This is a genomic window from Specibacter sp. BI4 (assembly GCF_056680095.1).
This window is the reverse complement of record NZ_CM155265.1, coordinates 1875005-1891731: the sequence shown is the minus strand read 5'-3', so window position 1 is coordinate 1891731 and position 16727 is coordinate 1875005. Positions and strand designations below refer to the sequence as shown.

The 16727-nt window shown below is 64.5% G+C and carries 16 protein-coding genes; 4 read left to right on the top strand and 12 right to left on the bottom strand.

Annotated features, from left to right (window positions below; genetic code table 11):
• The first annotated feature begins 50 nt into the window (after positions 1-50).
• The gene (locus AC1L6K_RS08695) at positions 51-1409 is read left to right on the top strand and encodes an MFS transporter (RefSeq protein WP_480952301.1); all 1359 of its coding nucleotides are present in this window, start codon (positions 51-53) and stop codon (positions 1407-1409) included.
• Between the two features lie 21 nt (positions 1410-1430).
• Here the strand turns inward: AC1L6K_RS08695 and AC1L6K_RS08690 are convergent, their stop codons facing one another.
• The 4 genes from AC1L6K_RS08690 to AC1L6K_RS08675 form a co-directional block, all read right to left on the bottom strand.
• On the bottom strand, positions 1431-2087 hold the full coding sequence (locus tag AC1L6K_RS08690) for a response regulator (protein ID WP_480952300.1): 657 nt from the start codon (positions 2085-2087) through the stop codon (positions 1431-1433).
• Positions 2084-3370, bottom strand: a complete 1287-nt coding sequence (locus AC1L6K_RS08685) for a sensor histidine kinase (RefSeq protein ID WP_480952299.1) — start codon at positions 3368-3370, stop codon at positions 2084-2086. Before AC1L6K_RS08685 ends, AC1L6K_RS08690 begins: the two co-directional genes overlap by 4 nt.
• 107 nt (positions 3371-3477) lie before the next feature.
• Positions 3478-3756, bottom strand: a complete 279-nt coding sequence (locus AC1L6K_RS08680; protein ID WP_480952298.1) for a hypothetical protein — start codon at positions 3754-3756, stop codon at positions 3478-3480.
• A gap of 48 nt (positions 3757-3804) precedes the next feature.
• On the bottom strand, positions 3805-4581 hold the full coding sequence (locus AC1L6K_RS08675) for a fumarylacetoacetate hydrolase family protein (protein ID WP_480952297.1): 777 nt from the start codon (positions 4579-4581) through the stop codon (positions 3805-3807).
• 231 nt (positions 4582-4812) lie between these two features.
• On the opposite strand from AC1L6K_RS08675, the gene AC1L6K_RS08670 reads away from it, so the two are divergent.
• The gene (locus AC1L6K_RS08670) at positions 4813-5904 is read left to right on the top strand and encodes a mechanosensitive ion channel family protein (protein ID WP_480952296.1); all 1092 of its coding nucleotides are present in this window, start codon (positions 4813-4815) and stop codon (positions 5902-5904) included.
• A gap of 25 nt (positions 5905-5929) precedes the next feature.
• Here the strand turns inward: AC1L6K_RS08670 and AC1L6K_RS08665 are convergent, their stop codons facing one another.
• From AC1L6K_RS08665 to AC1L6K_RS08640, 6 genes are all read right to left on the bottom strand, one after another.
• Positions 5930-7138, bottom strand: coding sequence for a hypothetical protein (locus AC1L6K_RS08665; RefSeq protein ID WP_480952295.1), 1209 nt, complete (start codon positions 7136-7138; stop codon positions 5930-5932).
• Between the two features lies 1 nt (position 7139).
• Entirely contained in the window at positions 7140-7649 is a 510-nt protein-coding gene (locus AC1L6K_RS08660) for an RNA polymerase sigma factor (protein ID WP_480952294.1), read from the bottom strand.
• A gap of 49 nt (positions 7650-7698) precedes the next feature.
• On the bottom strand, positions 7699-8181 hold the full coding sequence (locus AC1L6K_RS08655; RefSeq protein WP_480952293.1) for a DUF2690 domain-containing protein: 483 nt from the start codon (positions 8179-8181) through the stop codon (positions 7699-7701).
• Between the two features lie 438 nt (positions 8182-8619).
• Positions 8620-9645 carry an alpha/beta hydrolase gene (locus tag AC1L6K_RS08650; protein WP_480952292.1) on the bottom strand — a complete coding sequence of 342 codons (1026 nt, stop codon included), beginning with the start codon at positions 9643-9645 and terminating at the stop codon, positions 8620-8622.
• Positions 9646-10039: 394 nt separating this feature from the next.
• Complete coding sequence (locus AC1L6K_RS08645) at positions 10040-11152, bottom strand: branched-chain amino acid aminotransferase (RefSeq protein ID WP_480952291.1); 1113 nt, start codon at positions 11150-11152, stop codon at positions 10040-10042.
• A gap of 151 nt (positions 11153-11303) precedes the next feature.
• Positions 11304-12371, bottom strand: coding sequence for a 3-isopropylmalate dehydrogenase (locus AC1L6K_RS08640; protein WP_480952290.1), 1068 nt, complete (start codon positions 12369-12371; stop codon positions 11304-11306).
• 204 nt (positions 12372-12575) lie between these two features.
• On the opposite strand from AC1L6K_RS08640, the gene AC1L6K_RS08635 reads away from it, so the two are divergent.
• Positions 12576-14063, top strand: a complete 1488-nt coding sequence (locus tag AC1L6K_RS08635; protein ID WP_480952289.1) for a sensor histidine kinase — start codon at positions 12576-12578, stop codon at positions 14061-14063.
• A gap of 4 nt (positions 14064-14067) precedes the next feature.
• On the top strand, positions 14068-14775 hold the full coding sequence (locus AC1L6K_RS08630) for a response regulator (protein WP_480952288.1): 708 nt from the start codon (positions 14068-14070) through the stop codon (positions 14773-14775).
• A gap of 151 nt (positions 14776-14926) precedes the next feature.
• Here AC1L6K_RS08630 and AC1L6K_RS08625 read toward each other — a convergent pair whose 3' ends face one another.
• Both AC1L6K_RS08625 and AC1L6K_RS08620 read right to left on the bottom strand, forming a co-directional pair.
• On the bottom strand, positions 14927-15763 hold the full coding sequence (locus tag AC1L6K_RS08625) for a carbohydrate ABC transporter permease (RefSeq protein ID WP_480952287.1): 837 nt from the start codon (positions 15761-15763) through the stop codon (positions 14927-14929).
• Positions 15760-16725: a carbohydrate ABC transporter permease gene (locus AC1L6K_RS08620; RefSeq protein WP_480952286.1), complete on the bottom strand. Its 966-nt coding sequence runs from the start codon at positions 16723-16725 to the stop codon at positions 15760-15762. The genes AC1L6K_RS08625 and AC1L6K_RS08620 overlap by 4 nt, the downstream gene beginning before the upstream one ends.
• Positions 16726-16727: the final 2 nt, after the last annotated feature.

Sequence of the window (16727 nt, the reverse complement as noted above, 5' to 3'; positions counted from 1 at the left end):
GTTGAGCAATTTATATTGCGCAACTAAACTTGCGCATCTATGCTGGCTACATGTCCATGACAACGAACACCTCGACTGACGACGCCGCGGCCACGCCCCGGCTCTTCACGGACCGCAATTACCTGTGGTGGTTGGCCACGGATTCCTCCACGGCGTTCGGCACAGCGCTCCACAGCTTTTCCGTCCCGCTGCTGGCGCTCTACGTCACGGGCAGCCCCGCCCAGGCAGGACTCATTGCGGGTATCGGGCAGCTCGGGCGGGTGCTGACGACCATTCCCGGCGGAGTCATGGCCGACCGTTACAACCGCCGCACCCTCATGGTGATTGGTGGCGTCGCGGGGCTGGTGATCGGCAGTGCATTGACGGCCTTTCAGCTCGCAGGCCTTCTGGGATTTTGGCTGCTGACAGCCCTGAACTTGCTGATGAGCATGCGCGGCGGCATCTTCGGTGCGGTGTCCAATGCCGCCTTGAAGCAAGTGGTCAGCGCCCGTCAGGTGGGACCCGCGATGGCTGCGAACCAGGGGCGCGATGCCGTGATCGCCCTCTCCGGCGGACCAGTGGGCGGAGTCCTGATGAGCGTGGGGCGGGCCGTTCCCTTCGCAGCAACAGCTGTCTCACACGCCATTGGCATCGTCGCGGCGCTCATGATTCACGTCGACCTGAGGCCCTCTGACAGCCCGGACGGGCAAGCCGATTCCACCGCGGCGGCTGCCGGCGAGGGGCCGGCGGGTAAATCGGCTGCCGGCAAGGGGGCTGTGGGCAGCTTTGTCGACGAGGCCGTTCAGGGCATGAGGTGGCTGATGGGCCGCACAGAGCTTCGCGGGATCATGATCCTGTCGACCATACTCAATTTGGGGATCAATGCGGCTCTTACCGCCGTGATTTTCGGCCTGCAGCAAAGGGGCGAATCCCCGACAGCAATTGGTGTGGTGTCGGCGGGCATCGGAGTCGGCATGCTGTTGGGTTCCTTCGTTGCGGCTCCCTTGGTCAAGCGCGTGGGCGCCGGGACCATCGTCATCACGGGACTGGTCGTCATGACCGCTGCGCTGTTGGTCCTGCCGTTTGTCACCGCGCTGCAGGCGGTCATGGCGGTTCAGTCGATAGCCATTTTCAGCGCACCGGCAATCAACGCCGCATTGTTGGGGTACTTCATGGCAGCCGTTCCCACCGAGCTGCTGGGCAGGGCGACCAGTGCCCTGGACCTGATGGCCATGGGTGCCATGCCGCTGTCGCCACTGGTGGCAGGCATCGGCTACGCCCTTCTGGGCTGGACCGGGATACTGCTGGTGTGCGCCGGAGTCTGCGCCCTGACCACGATACTGGCCTGGGCAAACGGCGGCCTGCGTCGCCTGCCGTCCTCCGACCACTGGGCAGCACACGCAGCAACCATGGCCGTCCCCGGCAGATAGACGTCCCCGGCGAGGTGCGCTTCAGTGCCGCGAATCCCTGAACAGGAGGGCCGCCTGCACCCGGTTTTCCAACTCCAGCTTGGCCAGGATGCGCGACACATGGGTCTTCACCGTCGCCTCGCTCAGGAACAGCGCCCGCGCGATCCCGTCATTGCTCATCCCCTGTGCGATCGCGTCCAGCACCTCGGCCTCGCGGGCTGTCAGCAGCTCCAGCCTGGCCACGGCGGCGTTCGATTTCGTCGCCGCGGCGCGCTCCCGGGTCCGCTCGATCAGCCGCCTGGTCACCGTCGGCGCCAGCATCCCCTCCCCCGCCGCGACCGCCCGGATGGCGTGGAACAGCCGGTCCGGGTCGGTGTCCTTGAGCAGGAACCCGGCGGCACCGGCCTCCAGCGCGGCAAAAACGTAGTCGTCCAGGTCGAAGGTCGTCAGCACCAGCACCTGCGGCGGTGTTTCGAGCCCGCGCAACTGTGCCGTCGCCGTGATGCCGTCGCCGCCGGGCATGCGCACATCCATAAGCACGACGTCGGACCGTTGCGTCTGCGCGCACCTCACCGCCTGCGGTCCGCTGGCAGCCTCGCCCACCACTGTCATGTCGGTGCGGGACGTCACCATCTTCACCAGCGCCGCCCGGACGAGGGCCTCGTCGTCGGCCACAATGACACGGATCGTTTCCGTCACGGTGCCGTTCCTTCCTGGAGGTCCCGCTGGTCTTGGGGCTGCTTGTTGAACGGGATGCGGGCCGTGAGCTGAAAGCCGTTTCCCGTGGGTCCGTGCTCCAGGGTGCCGCCGAGGAGCTGGATTCGTTCGGCCAGGCCGACCAGCCCAACGCCTGCGCCAAGAGCCGGTTCGCCTTCTGTTCCCGGACCGTTCGACACCGTGACCTGAAGCTCCTGCGGTCCTGATGGGTGAAGTTCAAGTCTCACGGCCGACGCCGCACCCGGGGCATGGCGGGCCACATTCGTGATGCCCTCCTGGACCACCCGGAACGCGGCCCGGCTGACCGCGTCGGGCAGAATGCCGTCGATGTCAGGGTTCGGCGCATAGTCCACGGCGATCCCGGCCAGCCTCCATTCCTCCAGCAGACCCGCAATTTGTTCGACCCCGGACGGCGCCGTGCGGTTTGACGCCGCCTCCGTGGATCCCGCTGATGGCGCACCCGTTCCCGTGCCCGGATCAACAGCCTGCCACCGGGCAGTGCCGGCTGTTCCGTCTTCGTGCAACACGCCCAAAACGTCGCGAAGTTCGCCAAGGGCGGCGTGGGCGGTTTCGCGGATCAGCCGGGCCGAGCCGGCGGTTTCGGCATCCGGGGCGTCCACCTGCAGGGCCGCGGCCTGGACTGCCACGAGCGACATCCTGTGGGCGAGAGTGTCGTGCATTTCGCGGGCTATCCGGTGGCGTTCGGCGAGCCGGCTGTGTTCAACATCGGCTGTGTGCCTGGCTTCGGCCTGCTCGGCACGTTCCTTCAGCGATGCCATCTGGGTTTCGCGAAGTCGGGCCCGCTGGCCGCGGTAGGCACCCCACACCGCAATCGCTGCAAGCACGACCAGTCCCAGGGCCATCCCTTCCCAGCCAAGGGGTTCGATCCCCAGGAATTCTTCAGCACCGATGGCAAGGACGATGATGGCGGCCACCCACCAGTCCAGCCGCCGTTTCGCCAGGAGGTAGATCGCCACGATGAACGCGATGCCGCTGAACGACAGTGCACCAATAACGGCCGCGGCCACCGCCACTGTCCGGGGAAAGCGCCGGCGCCAGATCAAAGCCACAGCACCGAGCGGGGCAAGCACGGGCAGTCCGGCATAGCGCACGAACGCGACAGCATCCGGCTCCTCCGGCACTATTCCGGTGTCCAGACCCATCCCGAGGTTCATCAGTGACAGCAGGAAATCGGCCGCAGCGAGGGCAATAACCAGGCCAACAGTCCGCCAGGGGCTTCCAATGGGCAACATTTTTATCTTCATGCTTCGAGCCTAATTTTCAGTGCAGTGCCGCCACATCCAACTAAAGTTGTCTTCTGCGGCACCCGGCATTCAGCTCCGGAGCAGCCGGGTGAAACGGGTGTCAGCGGCTATTTGCCGGCGTTGTCCCGGCCCCGGGACTTCCACCACCGCCGCAGCCGCAACCAGAAACTGACGGCCGCCAGAGCCACGGCGATCACCATGAGAACCTGGGCCAGGGGCAGCGGCCCGTCGGTCAGGAAAATGACACGGGCCACCACACCAAACACCGCCGCGGCCGCAAACGTCCATCCGGCGTATGGCTTGGACGGCGGGTTTTTCAGGCGTCGTTGTGCGGCCTCGTTCATCGCCTGGGTGAGGCCGCGCCCAAAGGCGCCCTGCCCCCTCACGCCAGGTCCCGGCGTCGTGCGTTGAATACTGGGCAGCGAAAGCTCACTCTAGCGGCGGACCACCGGGTTGGAGAGGCGGCCGATGCCCTCAATTTCGACGTCGTAGCGGTCGCCTTCGGTGAGCAAATCCACGCCGGCCGGGGTGCCCGTCATGATGACGTCGCCCGGGAGGAGGGTGAACGCGTGGGAGACGATCGAGACGATTTCGCGGACGCTGCGAACCATCTGGTTGCTGTTGCCGTCCTGGCGGAGTTCGCCGTTGAGCCAGCCCTTGATGCTGAGGTCGTCGGGGTCCAGCTCGGTTTCGATCCACGGGCCGAGCGGGGCGGAGGTGTCAAAGCCCTTGGCCCGGGCCCACTGGCCGTCGCTCTTTTGCACGTCGCGGGCAGTGAGGTCGTTGCCGCAGGTGTAGCCGAAGATGACCTCGTCCACGCGCGACTCCGGGACGTCCTTGCAGATGCGGCCGATGACGACGCACAGTTCGGCCTCGTAGGAGATTTCCTCGGAGAATTCCGGCAGCACGATCGGCTCGTTCGGGCCGATCACCGATGTGTTGGGCTTCAGGAACAGCAGCGGATTCTCCGGGACCTCGTTGCCGAGTTCGCGGGCGTGCTCGGTGAAGTTCCGGCCCACCCCAATGACCTTGCTGCGCGGGATGATCGGGGCGACCAGGCGGACATCGTCCAGCGGGTACTTGATGGCTGTGGGTTCCACGCCATTGAAGAACGGGTCGCCCTTGATGACGGTGACAATTTCACTGCCGGGTGAGCCTTCCACAATGCCGTACATGGGGTCATTGTCTACTACAAATCGGGCTATACGCATGGCACCGAGTCTAGCGGGAAAGTTGGCCGCAAGGCCGTTACCCGGCAGGCCTGCCATCGGCGCCAGCCTCTTTCCCGTTCCTTTTGACGAGCACCTTGGCGCGCACCAGGCGCAGGGCCGTGAGAAGCAACACAGGCCAGGTCCTGTGCCGCCGCGGGTTATGCCGCCATGGTGGCCCCGGCGCAGCGTCCAACTGGACAAACGCTCAGGGTTCCCTGTCACCATTGACGGATGGAAGAACTCGAACTAGCGATCAAACCCATCCTGGCGGTTCTCGCCGCGGTCGCCGCTGCACTGCTGATTACCATCCTGCTCCGGCTGGCCACGAACCACGCCTTCCGCAAGATCCCGGACTTCAAGCGCCGCTCCGCACCGGCTAAGGCACCGGTCTTTGTGGTCCTGCTGTGTGCCGGGCTGCGCATTGCGCTGGCCTCGACCATGTCCAGCCAACAGTGGTTTGCTGCGACTGACTTTATTCTTGTGGCAGGCTTCATTGCGGCCCTGTGCTGGTTGTTCCTGGCCGCACTCATGGTGGCCGAACGCCTTGTCCTGCGCCAATTCACCGGACGCGTCACCGACAGCCGCCGCCGTCGCAGGCTCACCACGCAGGTGACCTTGGGACGGCGCATCGTCGGCGCCCTGGTCATCACCCTGGCCGTGGCCGGACTGCTGCTGACCATTCCCGAGGTCAGGACACTCGGGACCGGGATTTTGGCGTCCGCCGGACTCATCTCCATCGTCGCCGGCCTTGCCGTCCAGAGCTCGCTGGCCAATGTCTTCGCCGGTGTGCAGCTGGCCTTCACCGACGCCCTCAGGATTGACGATGTAGTGGTCGTTGAAGGCTTGTGGGGACGGGTGGAGGAGATCACCCTGACGTACGTGGTGGTGCGGGTCTGGGACGAGCGGATGCTGATCCTGCCGTCGACACATTTCACCACCACCCCCTTTGAGAACTGGACCCGCAACAGCCCCAAGATCATGGGCAGCGTGGAGCTCGACCTGGACTGGAACACACCGGTGTCCGAGCTGCGCGCCCACCTTGCCAGCCTGTTGGCTTCCACCCGGCTCTGGGACGGGCGCTCCGGAAAACTCGACGTGACAGACGCTGTCGGCAACTTTGTCCGGATCAGGATTGTTGTCAGCGCCAGGGACAGCGGCGACTTGTGGGACTTGCGCTGCCTGGTCCGGGAATCGATGGTGGGTTTAATCCAGCAGAGCCAGTCGTCGGCGCTGCCGCGCCAGCGCTGGGAAATGCTGCCCAACCACGAGGGCCGAACACCCCAGCCGGGCAATTCGGGAGCCGCGCACGCCGAGCTGGTCTAGCCGCAGCCGTCCGGGCGTCCGGGCGTCAGTCTTCCGGCGGCTCGCCCACCAGCTGGATCCGGAGGTTGGCGGGAATTCCGAGCGCCTCCATGTCCTGCACCATTGATTCGATCATCGACTCCGGGCTGGCACCGGCTCCCGTGCGGGACGCCCAACCCGGCACGGACGTCCCTGGCGTGAACTCGTACGCCGTGACGTTGAACTTCGCAAAGTAGAACGAATCGCTGCCTTCATGCACCTGACCGCTGGTCTGGGTGTCGTCGAGCCAGCTTTGGCGGCCGGCGTCGCTGAGCTCGAAACCCAGCCAGCCTCCTGAACAGTGCACCACCTGGTAATTCTCCTTGTGGGCGGCGAGATCCTTCACGACCCAGTCCTCGGAGCCGCCCACGGTTGCCATCTGGCCGATGCTGCACGCCGGGCTGCTGTTCGGGTTATCCGCCCCGCGATCGGGGCCTGGGAGGGCTGCGTCGGGGCTGGCCGGCGGCCCACCCACCAGTATCGGGCGATGGATCGGCAGGATATTCAGTTCGTCCTGCAGCACTCTGTCCATTTCCACTGCCTTCTCCGCCAATGTGCCGTCGACGGGTTCGACGGTGTCCCAGCCGCTTAGGGCAACCTCGGGGTCGTAGACGTAGCCATTGACGTTGAACCGAGCTATGTAATAAGCCCCGAAGGCACCCTCGCCCGCCCCCTGAGCGAGGAGCCGCTGGTAGCCGGCGTCCGTCAATTCAAACGCCAGAAGGCCGTCAATGCAGCCGAGCACGTTGAAGTCGCCCGGGTACGTTTCCATGTTGCGCGGCATCTGACCGGCCACCCCGTGGGTTAAGACGTTGCGGAACAGGCAGGCCGCTCCGGTTGCCGGGTCGCTGGGAGGCGGTCCCGCCGTCGCGCTGGGAGACGGCGTGGAAGGTGACGGGGTCGGACTCGGGGTGGGTTCCGCCGTCGAACTTGTCGAGGGCAGTGGTGTTGGGGCGGCAGGTTCCGGTTTCAGCAGGCCCTCGGTCAGCAGCCCGAGGAAGCCCGCGGCGACGATGACCACTGCCGCCGCAACGGCGATTGCCGTGGCCCGGACCACCGTGAACATCAGGGTGCGGCGCCCCGGATGGATGCGTCCCGCGCCGCCGCGTGGCTGCGTGGCGAGGTCCGGCATTGCCGGCAGCGGGGCCGGAGACTTTTGTGCGGCCTCGTCGGGGACGGGGTTGATGCTGCGAAGCATCGATTCGATGGGGTCCATCTCATTCCCTCCCTGTGGGACGCAGCCGCTGGGGCAGCGCCTTTTCAAACGATTTTCGGGCCCGGTGCAGCCGGACTCTTGCTGCGGGCTCCTTGCAGGAAAGCACCTGGGCAATTTCCGCCAGCGTCAGCTCTTCCCAGTACGTCAGGAGCAGGATTTCCCGGTCTTTGTCCCGCACCCGCTCCAACGCTGCGGCGATGGCTGCCCGGGTTCCGTCGTCGCCGCTGCCCTGGGACGCAAGCCGCACACTGGCCCGGAGCCTTTCCTGCAGTTGGGCCTCCCGTTCCCGGCTCCTGTACTCGTTGCCGATCAGGTTCCGGGCCACGTTCAGCAGCCAGCCGATGCACGGATCCGGCTCACTGTCCGCCTTTTGCCAGGCGATGCGGAAGACATCGGCCGTGATCTCCTCGGCCGACCGATCGGAAGAGATCCGGCGCCTGACGTAGCCGAGCACGCGCGGATTGAACGCCTCGTACATTGCCAAAAAGCTGTCCTGCCGCGTCTGTGTCACCGGATCCCTCCATCCGTAGCCCTGGTTCAAAAGCGCGAGTGCCCCTTGTTTAGCAGATCGTGCTGGTGCTCCAGCCTTCGCGGATCATGCTGGTGGCATTTGAAATCTGCCACATCACGTTCACGCAGGTGTTGCCGGGCGCGTATTTCTGCAAGGTCGCGCCGCTGCCGCCGGCGCCAACCCTGGTTTCAAAGGTCCCGCCGCCCTCTGCGTTGCCGAAGATGACGACCCTGTAGGTGTTGCCCGGCGTGAAACCATAGACATTGACCCAGTTGGTGCCGCACGCCGGCGAATAGACCAGCTGTGCCAAGCCCTGGACCTCGTTGTAGACGGCGTTGTGCATGTCCCACGGCTTCACCACATACGCGCCGATGTTGCATCCGGTCTCGATGGGGTCGGTGCCCTCATAGGGAAAGTTCGAATCGAACGGACCCGTGGTTGAAGCCGCATTGGCCATGGCCGGCATGGCCAAACCCAAGCCCCCGGCTGCCAAGAGTGCCGCTGCTGCCGCTGCTGTTATTCGCTTCCACATGGTTTTTCCTCCTGCTGCGTAGTTTGGAACCTTCGCACGGCCAAAAGGCCGCCATACACAGGTAGTTTCCGGATAAGTGGCCCACGTTACATTCCCGGGCAGAAAAATGTCAGGGCCAGGCCGCGGAGTTGGACTTGTGGGACAAAAAGTGTGTCTGTGCCGGGCATGTCAGCGGCCCAAGATGGGTGCGGGGGCAGTTATTACCTTTCGCCGCCGGTGGGCCGGGGGCGAAAGGTAATAACTGCCCCCGCACCCCTGGAAAGTGTCCGTACCAGTGGCGAATGGGAACTTCCACCCCCGACAGTTGCCCCTGGGCCATGAAACGACAGCAGATGCGTGCCCTGCGGCGCATAGCCCCCGCGGCGGGGGCAATACCGGCTGAGAACCACCCCGCCTGAGCACCAAACTGTCAGGAACAGCGTGGCTCAGGAGTGCACGTCAAGAAGGCTTCGTGCTGCCCTGGGCTGGCTCTGAATCGAGCGCCTGCAGGTATTTAAGCGTGTCAGCAAGTGCCACGTTCGCCTCCTTGAGGTCAAGGTGGAACTGGTACTCGTGAGGAAGTTTTGGTTCGTGGTTTGCAGGCCAGAAGAGCCGTGTCACTGACACACCGGAGTCCTCGAGTGCCTGGGCGAAGGGGATTGATTGTGACCAGGTGAGTGCGTCACCGTTGCCTCCGCTAATGAACGTCGGCGGAAAGTCAGCGTTGACGAAGTCGATCGTGGACATCAGGGCGCCGGATGACCTGGACGACCAGTCTTTTGTTCCGGCGTAGGCCCACAGCGACACCTGCAGTCCCCACGCTTCGATGCCGTTGAGTGCTGACATGGCGGGCATGTCGAAGACGCCGCAGTTGAGGATGGCCCCAATGAGCTGCTCTTTCTTGAGCCCTGGTGTCATCCCCGAAAGTTGCGCGTAGCGGGGGTTGGTGGTGAGGATGGCGAGCTGGCTCGCCAGCTGGCTGCCTGCGGAGTCGCCTGCCAGCACGATCCGGTTTGGATCACCGTTCCAGTCGGATGCGTGTTCGCCAATGTAAGCCAGCGCGGTGTTGAGTTGCGTCACTGCGGTTGGGTAGGCCGCTTCCGGTGCTGTTGTGTAGTTCAGCGCGATGGTCGTGTAGCCGTGCCCCGCGAGGATCCGCATGTAGGGCTCAATGTTTTCCTTCTGGCCTGAAATCCATGCACCACCGTGTATCCAAACGATGGTAGTCAACTTTTTGGTGCCGCCAGCTGGGGTAAAGACGTCGAGGGTTGTATCCGACTGTGGGAGTGAGCCGGTGGGTGGCGCGTAAGCGACGTCCCGGTACTCGGTGAGCTTGGTGTCGGGAACGTGTGGTTCCATCTCGGCGACGGCGGACGCGGCACCCTTCTCGAATACCGCGCGGATGACAGTCACTGATGGCCACGGGGAGCTCGCGGCGACGATGGCCGTGACGACGACGGCTGCGGCCAGGGTTCCACCTGCCATCAAAAGCCGGCGCCGGACCGGTCTTTGGCGCCTGGCCGTGTTGATACCGCCCGCTAAGTCGCGCTGTTTCATGTCGCTTCAATTCCCCCATCAATGTCAAGACAGAACCGCCACGGCGGGTTCGGTGAGTTGCTCAAAGTGAGAGCCTGGCGGTAAGCCTGACTCGGATTGTGAAAATCGCCAATGGTAGTTAGTAGATCATGAATTCGTTCATTTGCCCCCCCCTGGATGGCCTGTCTTTACGGGGCAGGGAGGTGCCCTTGCCGCAAGGGCGGCGTCCCGCCGTCGTGCTTGAACAACGGCGGACCCCCATAAAAATGGCCCGCAATAAGCGGCGAAAACCACGCAGGGACCGTGGACTTTCGCCGCTTGTTGCGGGCCGTTGGTGTGTGGACTACGCCAGGCGGGTCATCCAGCCGTGGAGGTCCTCGATGGTACCGGTTTGGATGCCGACGAGCTGTTCGCGGATGGCGGCGGTGACTTCGCCGATGCCGGTGGCGGGCGAGGCGATGGTGCCCTCGGCCGTCTTCAGCTCGCCGATCGGGGTGATGACCGCGGCGGTGCCACAGGCGAAGACCTCGGTGATGTCACCGGCGGCAACGCCCGCACGCCATTCGTCAATCGTGATCTTGCGTTCCTGGACCTTCAGGCCACGATCGGCCGCCAGCTGCATGACCGAGGAACGCGTGATGCCGTGCAGGATGTGGCCGTTGAGCTCGGGGGTGACCAGCGTGCCGTCCTTGAACACGAAGAAGACGTTCATGCCGCCGAGTTCTTCCACGGCGTTGTCGTTGTGCGGGTCAAGGAACAAGACCTGCTTGCAGCCCTGCGCCTCGGCCTCCAGCTGGGCGGCCAGCGATGCGGCGTAGTTGCCGCCGCATTTGGCCTCGCCCGTGCCACCCTCGCCGGCGCGGGCGTAGGTGGTGGTGAGCCAGATCGACACGGGCTTGAGCTCGCCGCCGAAGTAGTTTCCTGCCGGGGAAGCAATGACCCGGTAGGAGACCTCGCGGGCCGGGCGCACGCCCAGGAATGCCTCGGTGGCGATCATGAAGGGGCGCAGGTACAGGGCGTCGCCGTCGTTGGTGGGGACCCAGTCCTGGTCAACCGCCACGAGCTGGCGCAGTGATTCCAGGAACGTCTCGACGGGCAGTTCCGGCAGAGCCAAGCGGCGTGCCGAGGCGTTCAGGCGGGCGGCGTTGGCATCGGCCCGGAACGTCCAGATGGAACCGTCCGCGTGGCGGTAGGCCTTCATGCCCTCAAAAATTTCCTGCCCATAGTGCAGCACGGCGGCCGCCGGATCCATCATGATGGGCCCGTACGGCTCAATGCGCGCGTTCGACCAGCCGCCCTCACCGTTGGCGTCAACCTTGAAGTCGACCACTGCTGTGTGGTCCGTGAAGTGGTCGCCAAACCCGGGGTTGGCCAAAATGGCGTCACGCTCGGCGCTGCTCTTGGGATTCTCATTGAGCTGCTGCGAAAAGCTCAGCTCATTGGCGATCTGGGTCATGCTTCCTCCACATTTTTATGCCCTGGTGAGTGGCTGGCGCGTTTTTGATCCGCCCCGGTGCGCACTCGCTGTCAATACCCCAAGCGTACTCCGGGAACGTTGGGGCTGCCGGTCGCTGCGGCACGGGTCCGCACGGCCATGGACGACGGCGTTAAAGTGCCGCCGCGATGGCGTCGCCAATGGCGCTGGTCGCCCTGGGTGACGCGGCGTTGCGGGTGGCGATGTCTGCCGTAACGGCAGCCTCGACCTTGGCCGCGGCGCCATGGTGGCCCAAGTGGTGCAGCAACAGGGCCGCCGACAGGATGGCCGCCGTCGGATCCGCCTTCTGTTGGCCGGCAATGTCGGGGGCCGAGCCGTGGACCGGTTCAAACATCGACGGGGCCGTGCGGTCCATGTTGATGTTGCCCGAGGCGGCCAGTCCGATGCCGCCGGTGACGGCCGCGGCCAGGTCCGTGACGATGTCGCCAAACAGGTTGTCGGTGACGATGACGTCAAAGCGGGCCGGGTCGGTGACCAGGAAGATCATGGCCGCGTCAACGTGCAGGTAATCCACGGCGACCTCGGGGAATTCCTTCGCCACGGCCTCGACTGTGCACTTCCACAGGTGGCCTGCGTACACCAGCACATTGTGCTTGTGAACGTAGGTGAGCTTCTTGCGGGGGCGCTCATTGGCGCGGCGGAAGCCGTCGCGGACAACACGCTCCACACCAAAGGCCGTGTTGACCGAAACTTCGGTGGCAACCTCGTGCGGGGTGCCCTTGCGCAGCACGCCGCCATTGCCAACATAGGGGCCCTCGGTGCCTTCGCGGACCACGACGAAGTCGATGGTGCCGGGGTTGGCCAGGGGTGAGGACACGCCGTCGTACAGGAAGGAGGGGCGCAGGTTGACGTAGTGGTCGAGGCTGAAGCGCAGTTTCAGGAGCATCTCGCGCTCGATCAGCCCGGACGGGATGGATGTGTCGCCGGGGGCCGCGCCGACCGCGCCGAACAGGATGGCGTCGTGGGCTCGCAGGGCCTCGATGGTGGTGTCCGGGAGGGTTTCGCCGGTGGCCAGCCAGTGTTCGGCGCCGAGCTTGTAATCGGTGAGCTTGAGCTCCAGGCTCTCGGCGGAGGTGACGGCCTTCAGGACCTTGACGGCTTCCGCCGTCACCTCGGGGCCGATCCCGTCGCCGGCGATTACAGCAATGTCCAAGACGGCAGTTTCATTCGATGCGCTCATGGATTCAGCCTAACGAAACCATCCACATGATGATCAACGTATCTCGCATAATGAGACAATGGGTTGTGGTGCGGCCGCTTTTGTGACACCGGGCATGTCCGATCCTGCAAGTCCGATCCGGCCGGCCCCGTCCCCGCCCGGCACGCCGGGATCTCCACCCAGGGCAGGATGCCTGCGAGCGCGGCGGCGCCTAGAGTTGGGGGTGTGATCATGCATTCCATCTACGACTGGTTCCGCCGGCACCGTTTCGCCGTGGACTTTGTCCTCATGGCGGTGCTGTGGCTCACGGTTGTGCCGTTCAGCCTGTCCACGATGACCCCGGGACTGGACAGCACTGCCGCAACCGTTGTCGCACTGCTCTTCAGCACCGCACTGGTGGTCCCCCTTGCATGGCGCCGCACCCGCACCGTCACGGCAGGTTTCATCATCGCCGCGGTGGCCATCCTGCAATGGGCGCTGAACGTACTGCCCATGCCGGCCGAGATTGCCGTTCCGCTGATCGTCTATGCCCTGGCCGCCTTCGGACCCCGCTGGGCGAGCCTGGGCGGGCTGGCCCTGGCACTGCTGGGCGCCATCATGATGGTCACCCGCTACTTTTACGACTTCACGTCCCTCTCGCTCGGCGACATCCCCCAGGGCATTTCCATTGTGCTCATGGTGTGGGTGCTCATCTTGTTCAGTTGGACAGCGGGCGACCTCACCCGCACCAAGCGGCTGCGGGGCCAGGCCCTCGAGGACCGGGCCCACCGCCTGGAAATCGAGGCCCAGCACGAGCGCGACCTCGCCGCCAGCGACGAACGCGCCCACATTGCCCGCGAAATGCACGACATCGTGGCCCACTCCCTGTCCGTCATCATCACCCAGGCCGACGGCGCCCGGTACGCCGCGGTGGCCAACCCCGGGATCGCACCCGAAACCCTGGCCACAATCGCCGCCACCGGCCGGTCGTCCCTGCAGGAGATGCGCCGGCTCTTGGGTGTGCTGCGCGGCGACGGCGAGGCGTCCACCCGCCCCCTGCCCGGCCTGGGCGATTTGGACGAACTGCTGCTCGGCATCCGGGCCGCCGGCCTGCCAGTGGCCTTCGCCGTCACGGGCGAGGCCAGGCGCAAGCTGCCGCCCGGCGCCGAACTCACTGCGTACCGGGCCGTCCAGGAAGGCCTGACGAACGTCATGAAGCATGCCGGGCCCAACGTCCAAGCCGCCGTCAACCTCACCTGGAATGCCCGGGGCCTGGAAGTCGCAGTGCTCGACGACGGCCGCGGCGCCACAGCGGCCCTGTCCACCGGGCCCATCACCATCGGATCCCCCTCCCCTTCGACGGCGGCTCTTCCCACCACTTCATTCCCTCCGGCGCGGGCACCCCTGCCCGTCGGCGCGGGCACCCCTGGCCTGGCCGCCCCCGGCCCGCCCGGTCCTCCCAACCCACCCGGTCCAAGCCCAAGCACCCCAAGCACAGCATCCCGGGGCACTGGCGGAAGGATCGACGTCGTCCCCTCCCCCGGCAACCGGCACACCGTTGCCTCTTCCCTCCGGGGGAAGACCGCGGATGCTGCCGCCGCGCCGTTCGCCGGCGGCAACGGATTGCGCGGCATGGCAGAACGCGTCAAGCTGTACGACGGCACCCTGGCGGCCGGCCCCCTGGTCGGCGGCGGCTTCGGCGTCACGGCCTTCATCCCCTACACGGAAAACTAAACACATGACACCTTCCTCCCCCATTCGGGTCGCCCTCGTGGACGATCAACAGCTGGTCCGCTCCGGGCTGGGCATGCTGATCAATTCCCAGCCGGATCTCAACGTTGTGCTGCAGGCGGGCAATGGGATTGAGGCGTTGCGGGGGCTCTCGGTGACGGCGGCCGACGTGATCCTCATGGACGTGCGGATGCCCGGCATGGACGGGCTTGAAACCACGCGGAAGCTGATGGAGCGCACCAAGGCCGCCCCGGCGGGGTCGTGGCTGGCGGAGCTGAAGATCGTGGTGCTGACGACGTTTGACCTGGATGAGTATGCGCTGGCCGCCATCCAGGCCGGGGCCAGCGGCTTCCTCCTCAAGGACGCCCCGCCCGAGGAACTGCTCGGCGCGATCAGGACGGTCTTCGCCGGCGACGCCGTGATCGCCCCGTCGACCACGCGCCGGCTGCTGGACCATGTGGCGCCCATGCTGTCCGCACCCAGCCCCGCCAATGACGCCAACGCCGTTTCCGTCGCCAGCCTGACAGCACGGGAGCACGAGGTGTTTGTGTTGATTGCCAACGGGCTGTCGAACCCCGAGATCGCCGCACAGCTGTTTGTTTCCGAGGCCACCGTGAAGACCCATGTGGGGCACATCCTGGCCAAGCTCAACGCCCGCGACCGTGTCCAGGTGGTTGTCATCGCCTACGAGACGGGCATCGTCTCCCCGCGGTAGCCTGCTCCTGTCCGAGATTTTCCCGAACCCTCTCGCAGTAATGGTGCATTTTTGACGATCGCTATCGCACCCTTTGCGAGAGCGATTGGAAAAATCCAACCATTGCTGCGAGAGCGTTCGTAGTGGACAACGATGCCGGGAAGGAAATGTGCTAGCCCTTTACTGCTCCTGCGGTGAGGCCCTGCACGATGAACTTGCTGGCGAAGGCGAAGATCACCAGGGTCGGCACCACTGTCAGCACGGCGGCCGCCGACATGGAACCCCAGTCAATGTTGAAGCTGGAAATGAATCCGGCCAGTGCTGTGGGGATGGTCTTGTTTTCGTCGCTGTTCATCAAGGTCACCGACAGGAACAGCTCATTCCAGCAGTTGACGAAGTTGAAGATGAAGCTGGCGGCGATGCCCGGCATCATGACAGGCACGAGCACCCGGAACAGCGCGGAGAGCCGGGAGCAGCCGTCGATCATGGCGGCCTCCTCCAGGGCGTCCGGCACATTTTCAAAGAAGCCGCGCAGCATGATGGTGCAAAACGGGATGCAGATGGCGATGTAGACCAGGATCAGGCCGGTCTTTGAATCCACGAGATCGAATTTCGTCATCATCATGTACAGCGGCCCCAGGGCAATGAAGCCGGGAATCATCTGGGTCAGCAGAAACGCCGCCATGACCGCCCCGCGGCCGGCGAACTGGAAGCGGGCCAGCACGTAGGCGGAGAGCAGGGATATCAGCGTGGCAACAGTGGAGGCCACCGTGGCGACGACCAGGCTGTTGACCATGTATTGGCCAAAGTCGGACTTGGTGAACAGGCCAATGTAGTTCTCGAACGAGATCTCACTGGGCCAATAGTCCAGCGGCAGTGAATAAATGGACCCGGGGGCCTTCAGGGACGTGACGACGATCCAGTACAGCGGGAAGATTGTCACGATCAGGCACACGGCAAGGAAAACGATCTTTCCGACCCGCCCGACGATGCTTTGCTTGTCGATCATCGATTGGCCTTTCGGGGGCGCATGGCCATCAGGTAGAAGACTGCGAACAGCATCAAGGTGAAAATCACTATCAAACCAAGGGCGGAGGCCTGGCCGTAATCGCCTTCCTGCGTAATTTTGATCATGTAGGTGGTAATGATGTGGGTCTGGTCGGCTGGTCCGCCGCCCGTCATGGCCCAGATGATGTCCGGGAAGTTGAAAATCCAGATCACGCGCAACAGGATGGTCAGGCCCAGCGTCACGGCAATGGCCGGCAGGGTGATGCTGAACAATGTCCGCACCTTGCCTGCCCCGTCGAGCGCAGCAGCCTCGTACATGTCCTCGGACACCGATTGAAGTGCAGCCAGGATCATGATGGCGAAGAAGGTCACGCCATACCAAATATTGGCGATGATGATAGCTGTCATGGCGAAGCCAGGTTCAGCCAGCCACGGGATGGGCCCGTCAATGATGCCGGCCTTCATGAGCAGGTCATTGACCACACCAAATTCAGCATTGAACATCCACCGGAACAACATGCCGATGAGGAAGCCGGAAACGGCCCAAGGAAAAAAGATCAACGCCTGGTAGCCGCTGCGGAACTTGAACCTGCGCTTCAGGAACAACGCCAACGCAAAGCCGATGACAACCTGCGGAACCAGCGAGCCAACAACCCACACAACTGTGTTGCGGACAATGGTGCCAAACTCCGGGTTCTCAAACAGTGTCCGGAAGTTGCCCCAACCAATCCACGAGGTGTCGGAAAGGTCGTTGAGGTTCCAATTGCGGAATGCCATCTGCGAGCCGGAAATCATGGGGTAGTACGTAAAGATCGCCACGAAGACGGCTGCCGGCGCCATGAACGCCAGCATGGTCCAGCCTGTGCGGGAACTAAATTTCTTCTTGCGTGGGACGAATGTTGGCGCCTGCGCGCCTTCCGCTGCCGGACGGCGCGCCTCCTTCCGCTGTGAATCTAGTGTCACGG

Coding starts and splice junctions, on each gene's coding strand:
- AC1L6K_RS08695 (WP_480952301.1), top strand. CDS start 51: ATGTCCATGACAACGAACACCTCGACTGACGACGCCGCGGCCACGCCC.
- AC1L6K_RS08685 (WP_480952299.1), bottom strand. CDS start 3,370: ATGAAGATAAAAATGTTGCCCATTGGAAGCCCCTGGCGGACTGTTGGC.
- AC1L6K_RS08675 (WP_480952297.1), bottom strand. CDS start 4,581: ATGCGTATAGCCCGATTTGTAGTAGACAATGACCCCATGTACGGCATT.
- AC1L6K_RS08670 (WP_480952296.1), top strand. CDS start 4,813: ATGGAAGAACTCGAACTAGCGATCAAACCCATCCTGGCGGTTCTCGCC.
- AC1L6K_RS08665 (WP_480952295.1), bottom strand. CDS start 7,138: ATGGACCCCATCGAATCGATGCTTCGCAGCATCAACCCCGTCCCCGAC.
- AC1L6K_RS08655 (WP_480952293.1), bottom strand. CDS start 8,181: ATGTGGAAGCGAATAACAGCAGCGGCAGCAGCGGCACTCTTGGCAGCC.
- AC1L6K_RS08650 (WP_480952292.1), bottom strand. CDS start 9,645: ATGGCAGGTGGAACCCTGGCCGCAGCCGTCGTCGTCACGGCCATCGTC.
- AC1L6K_RS08645 (WP_480952291.1), bottom strand. CDS start 11,152: ATGACCCAGATCGCCAATGAGCTGAGCTTTTCGCAGCAGCTCAATGAG.
- AC1L6K_RS08640 (WP_480952290.1), bottom strand. CDS start 12,371: ATGAGCGCATCGAATGAAACTGCCGTCTTGGACATTGCTGTAATCGCC.
- AC1L6K_RS08630 (WP_480952288.1), top strand. CDS start 14,068: ATGACACCTTCCTCCCCCATTCGGGTCGCCCTCGTGGACGATCAACAG.
- AC1L6K_RS08625 (WP_480952287.1), bottom strand. CDS start 15,763: ATGATCGACAAGCAAAGCATCGTCGGGCGGGTCGGAAAGATCGTTTTC.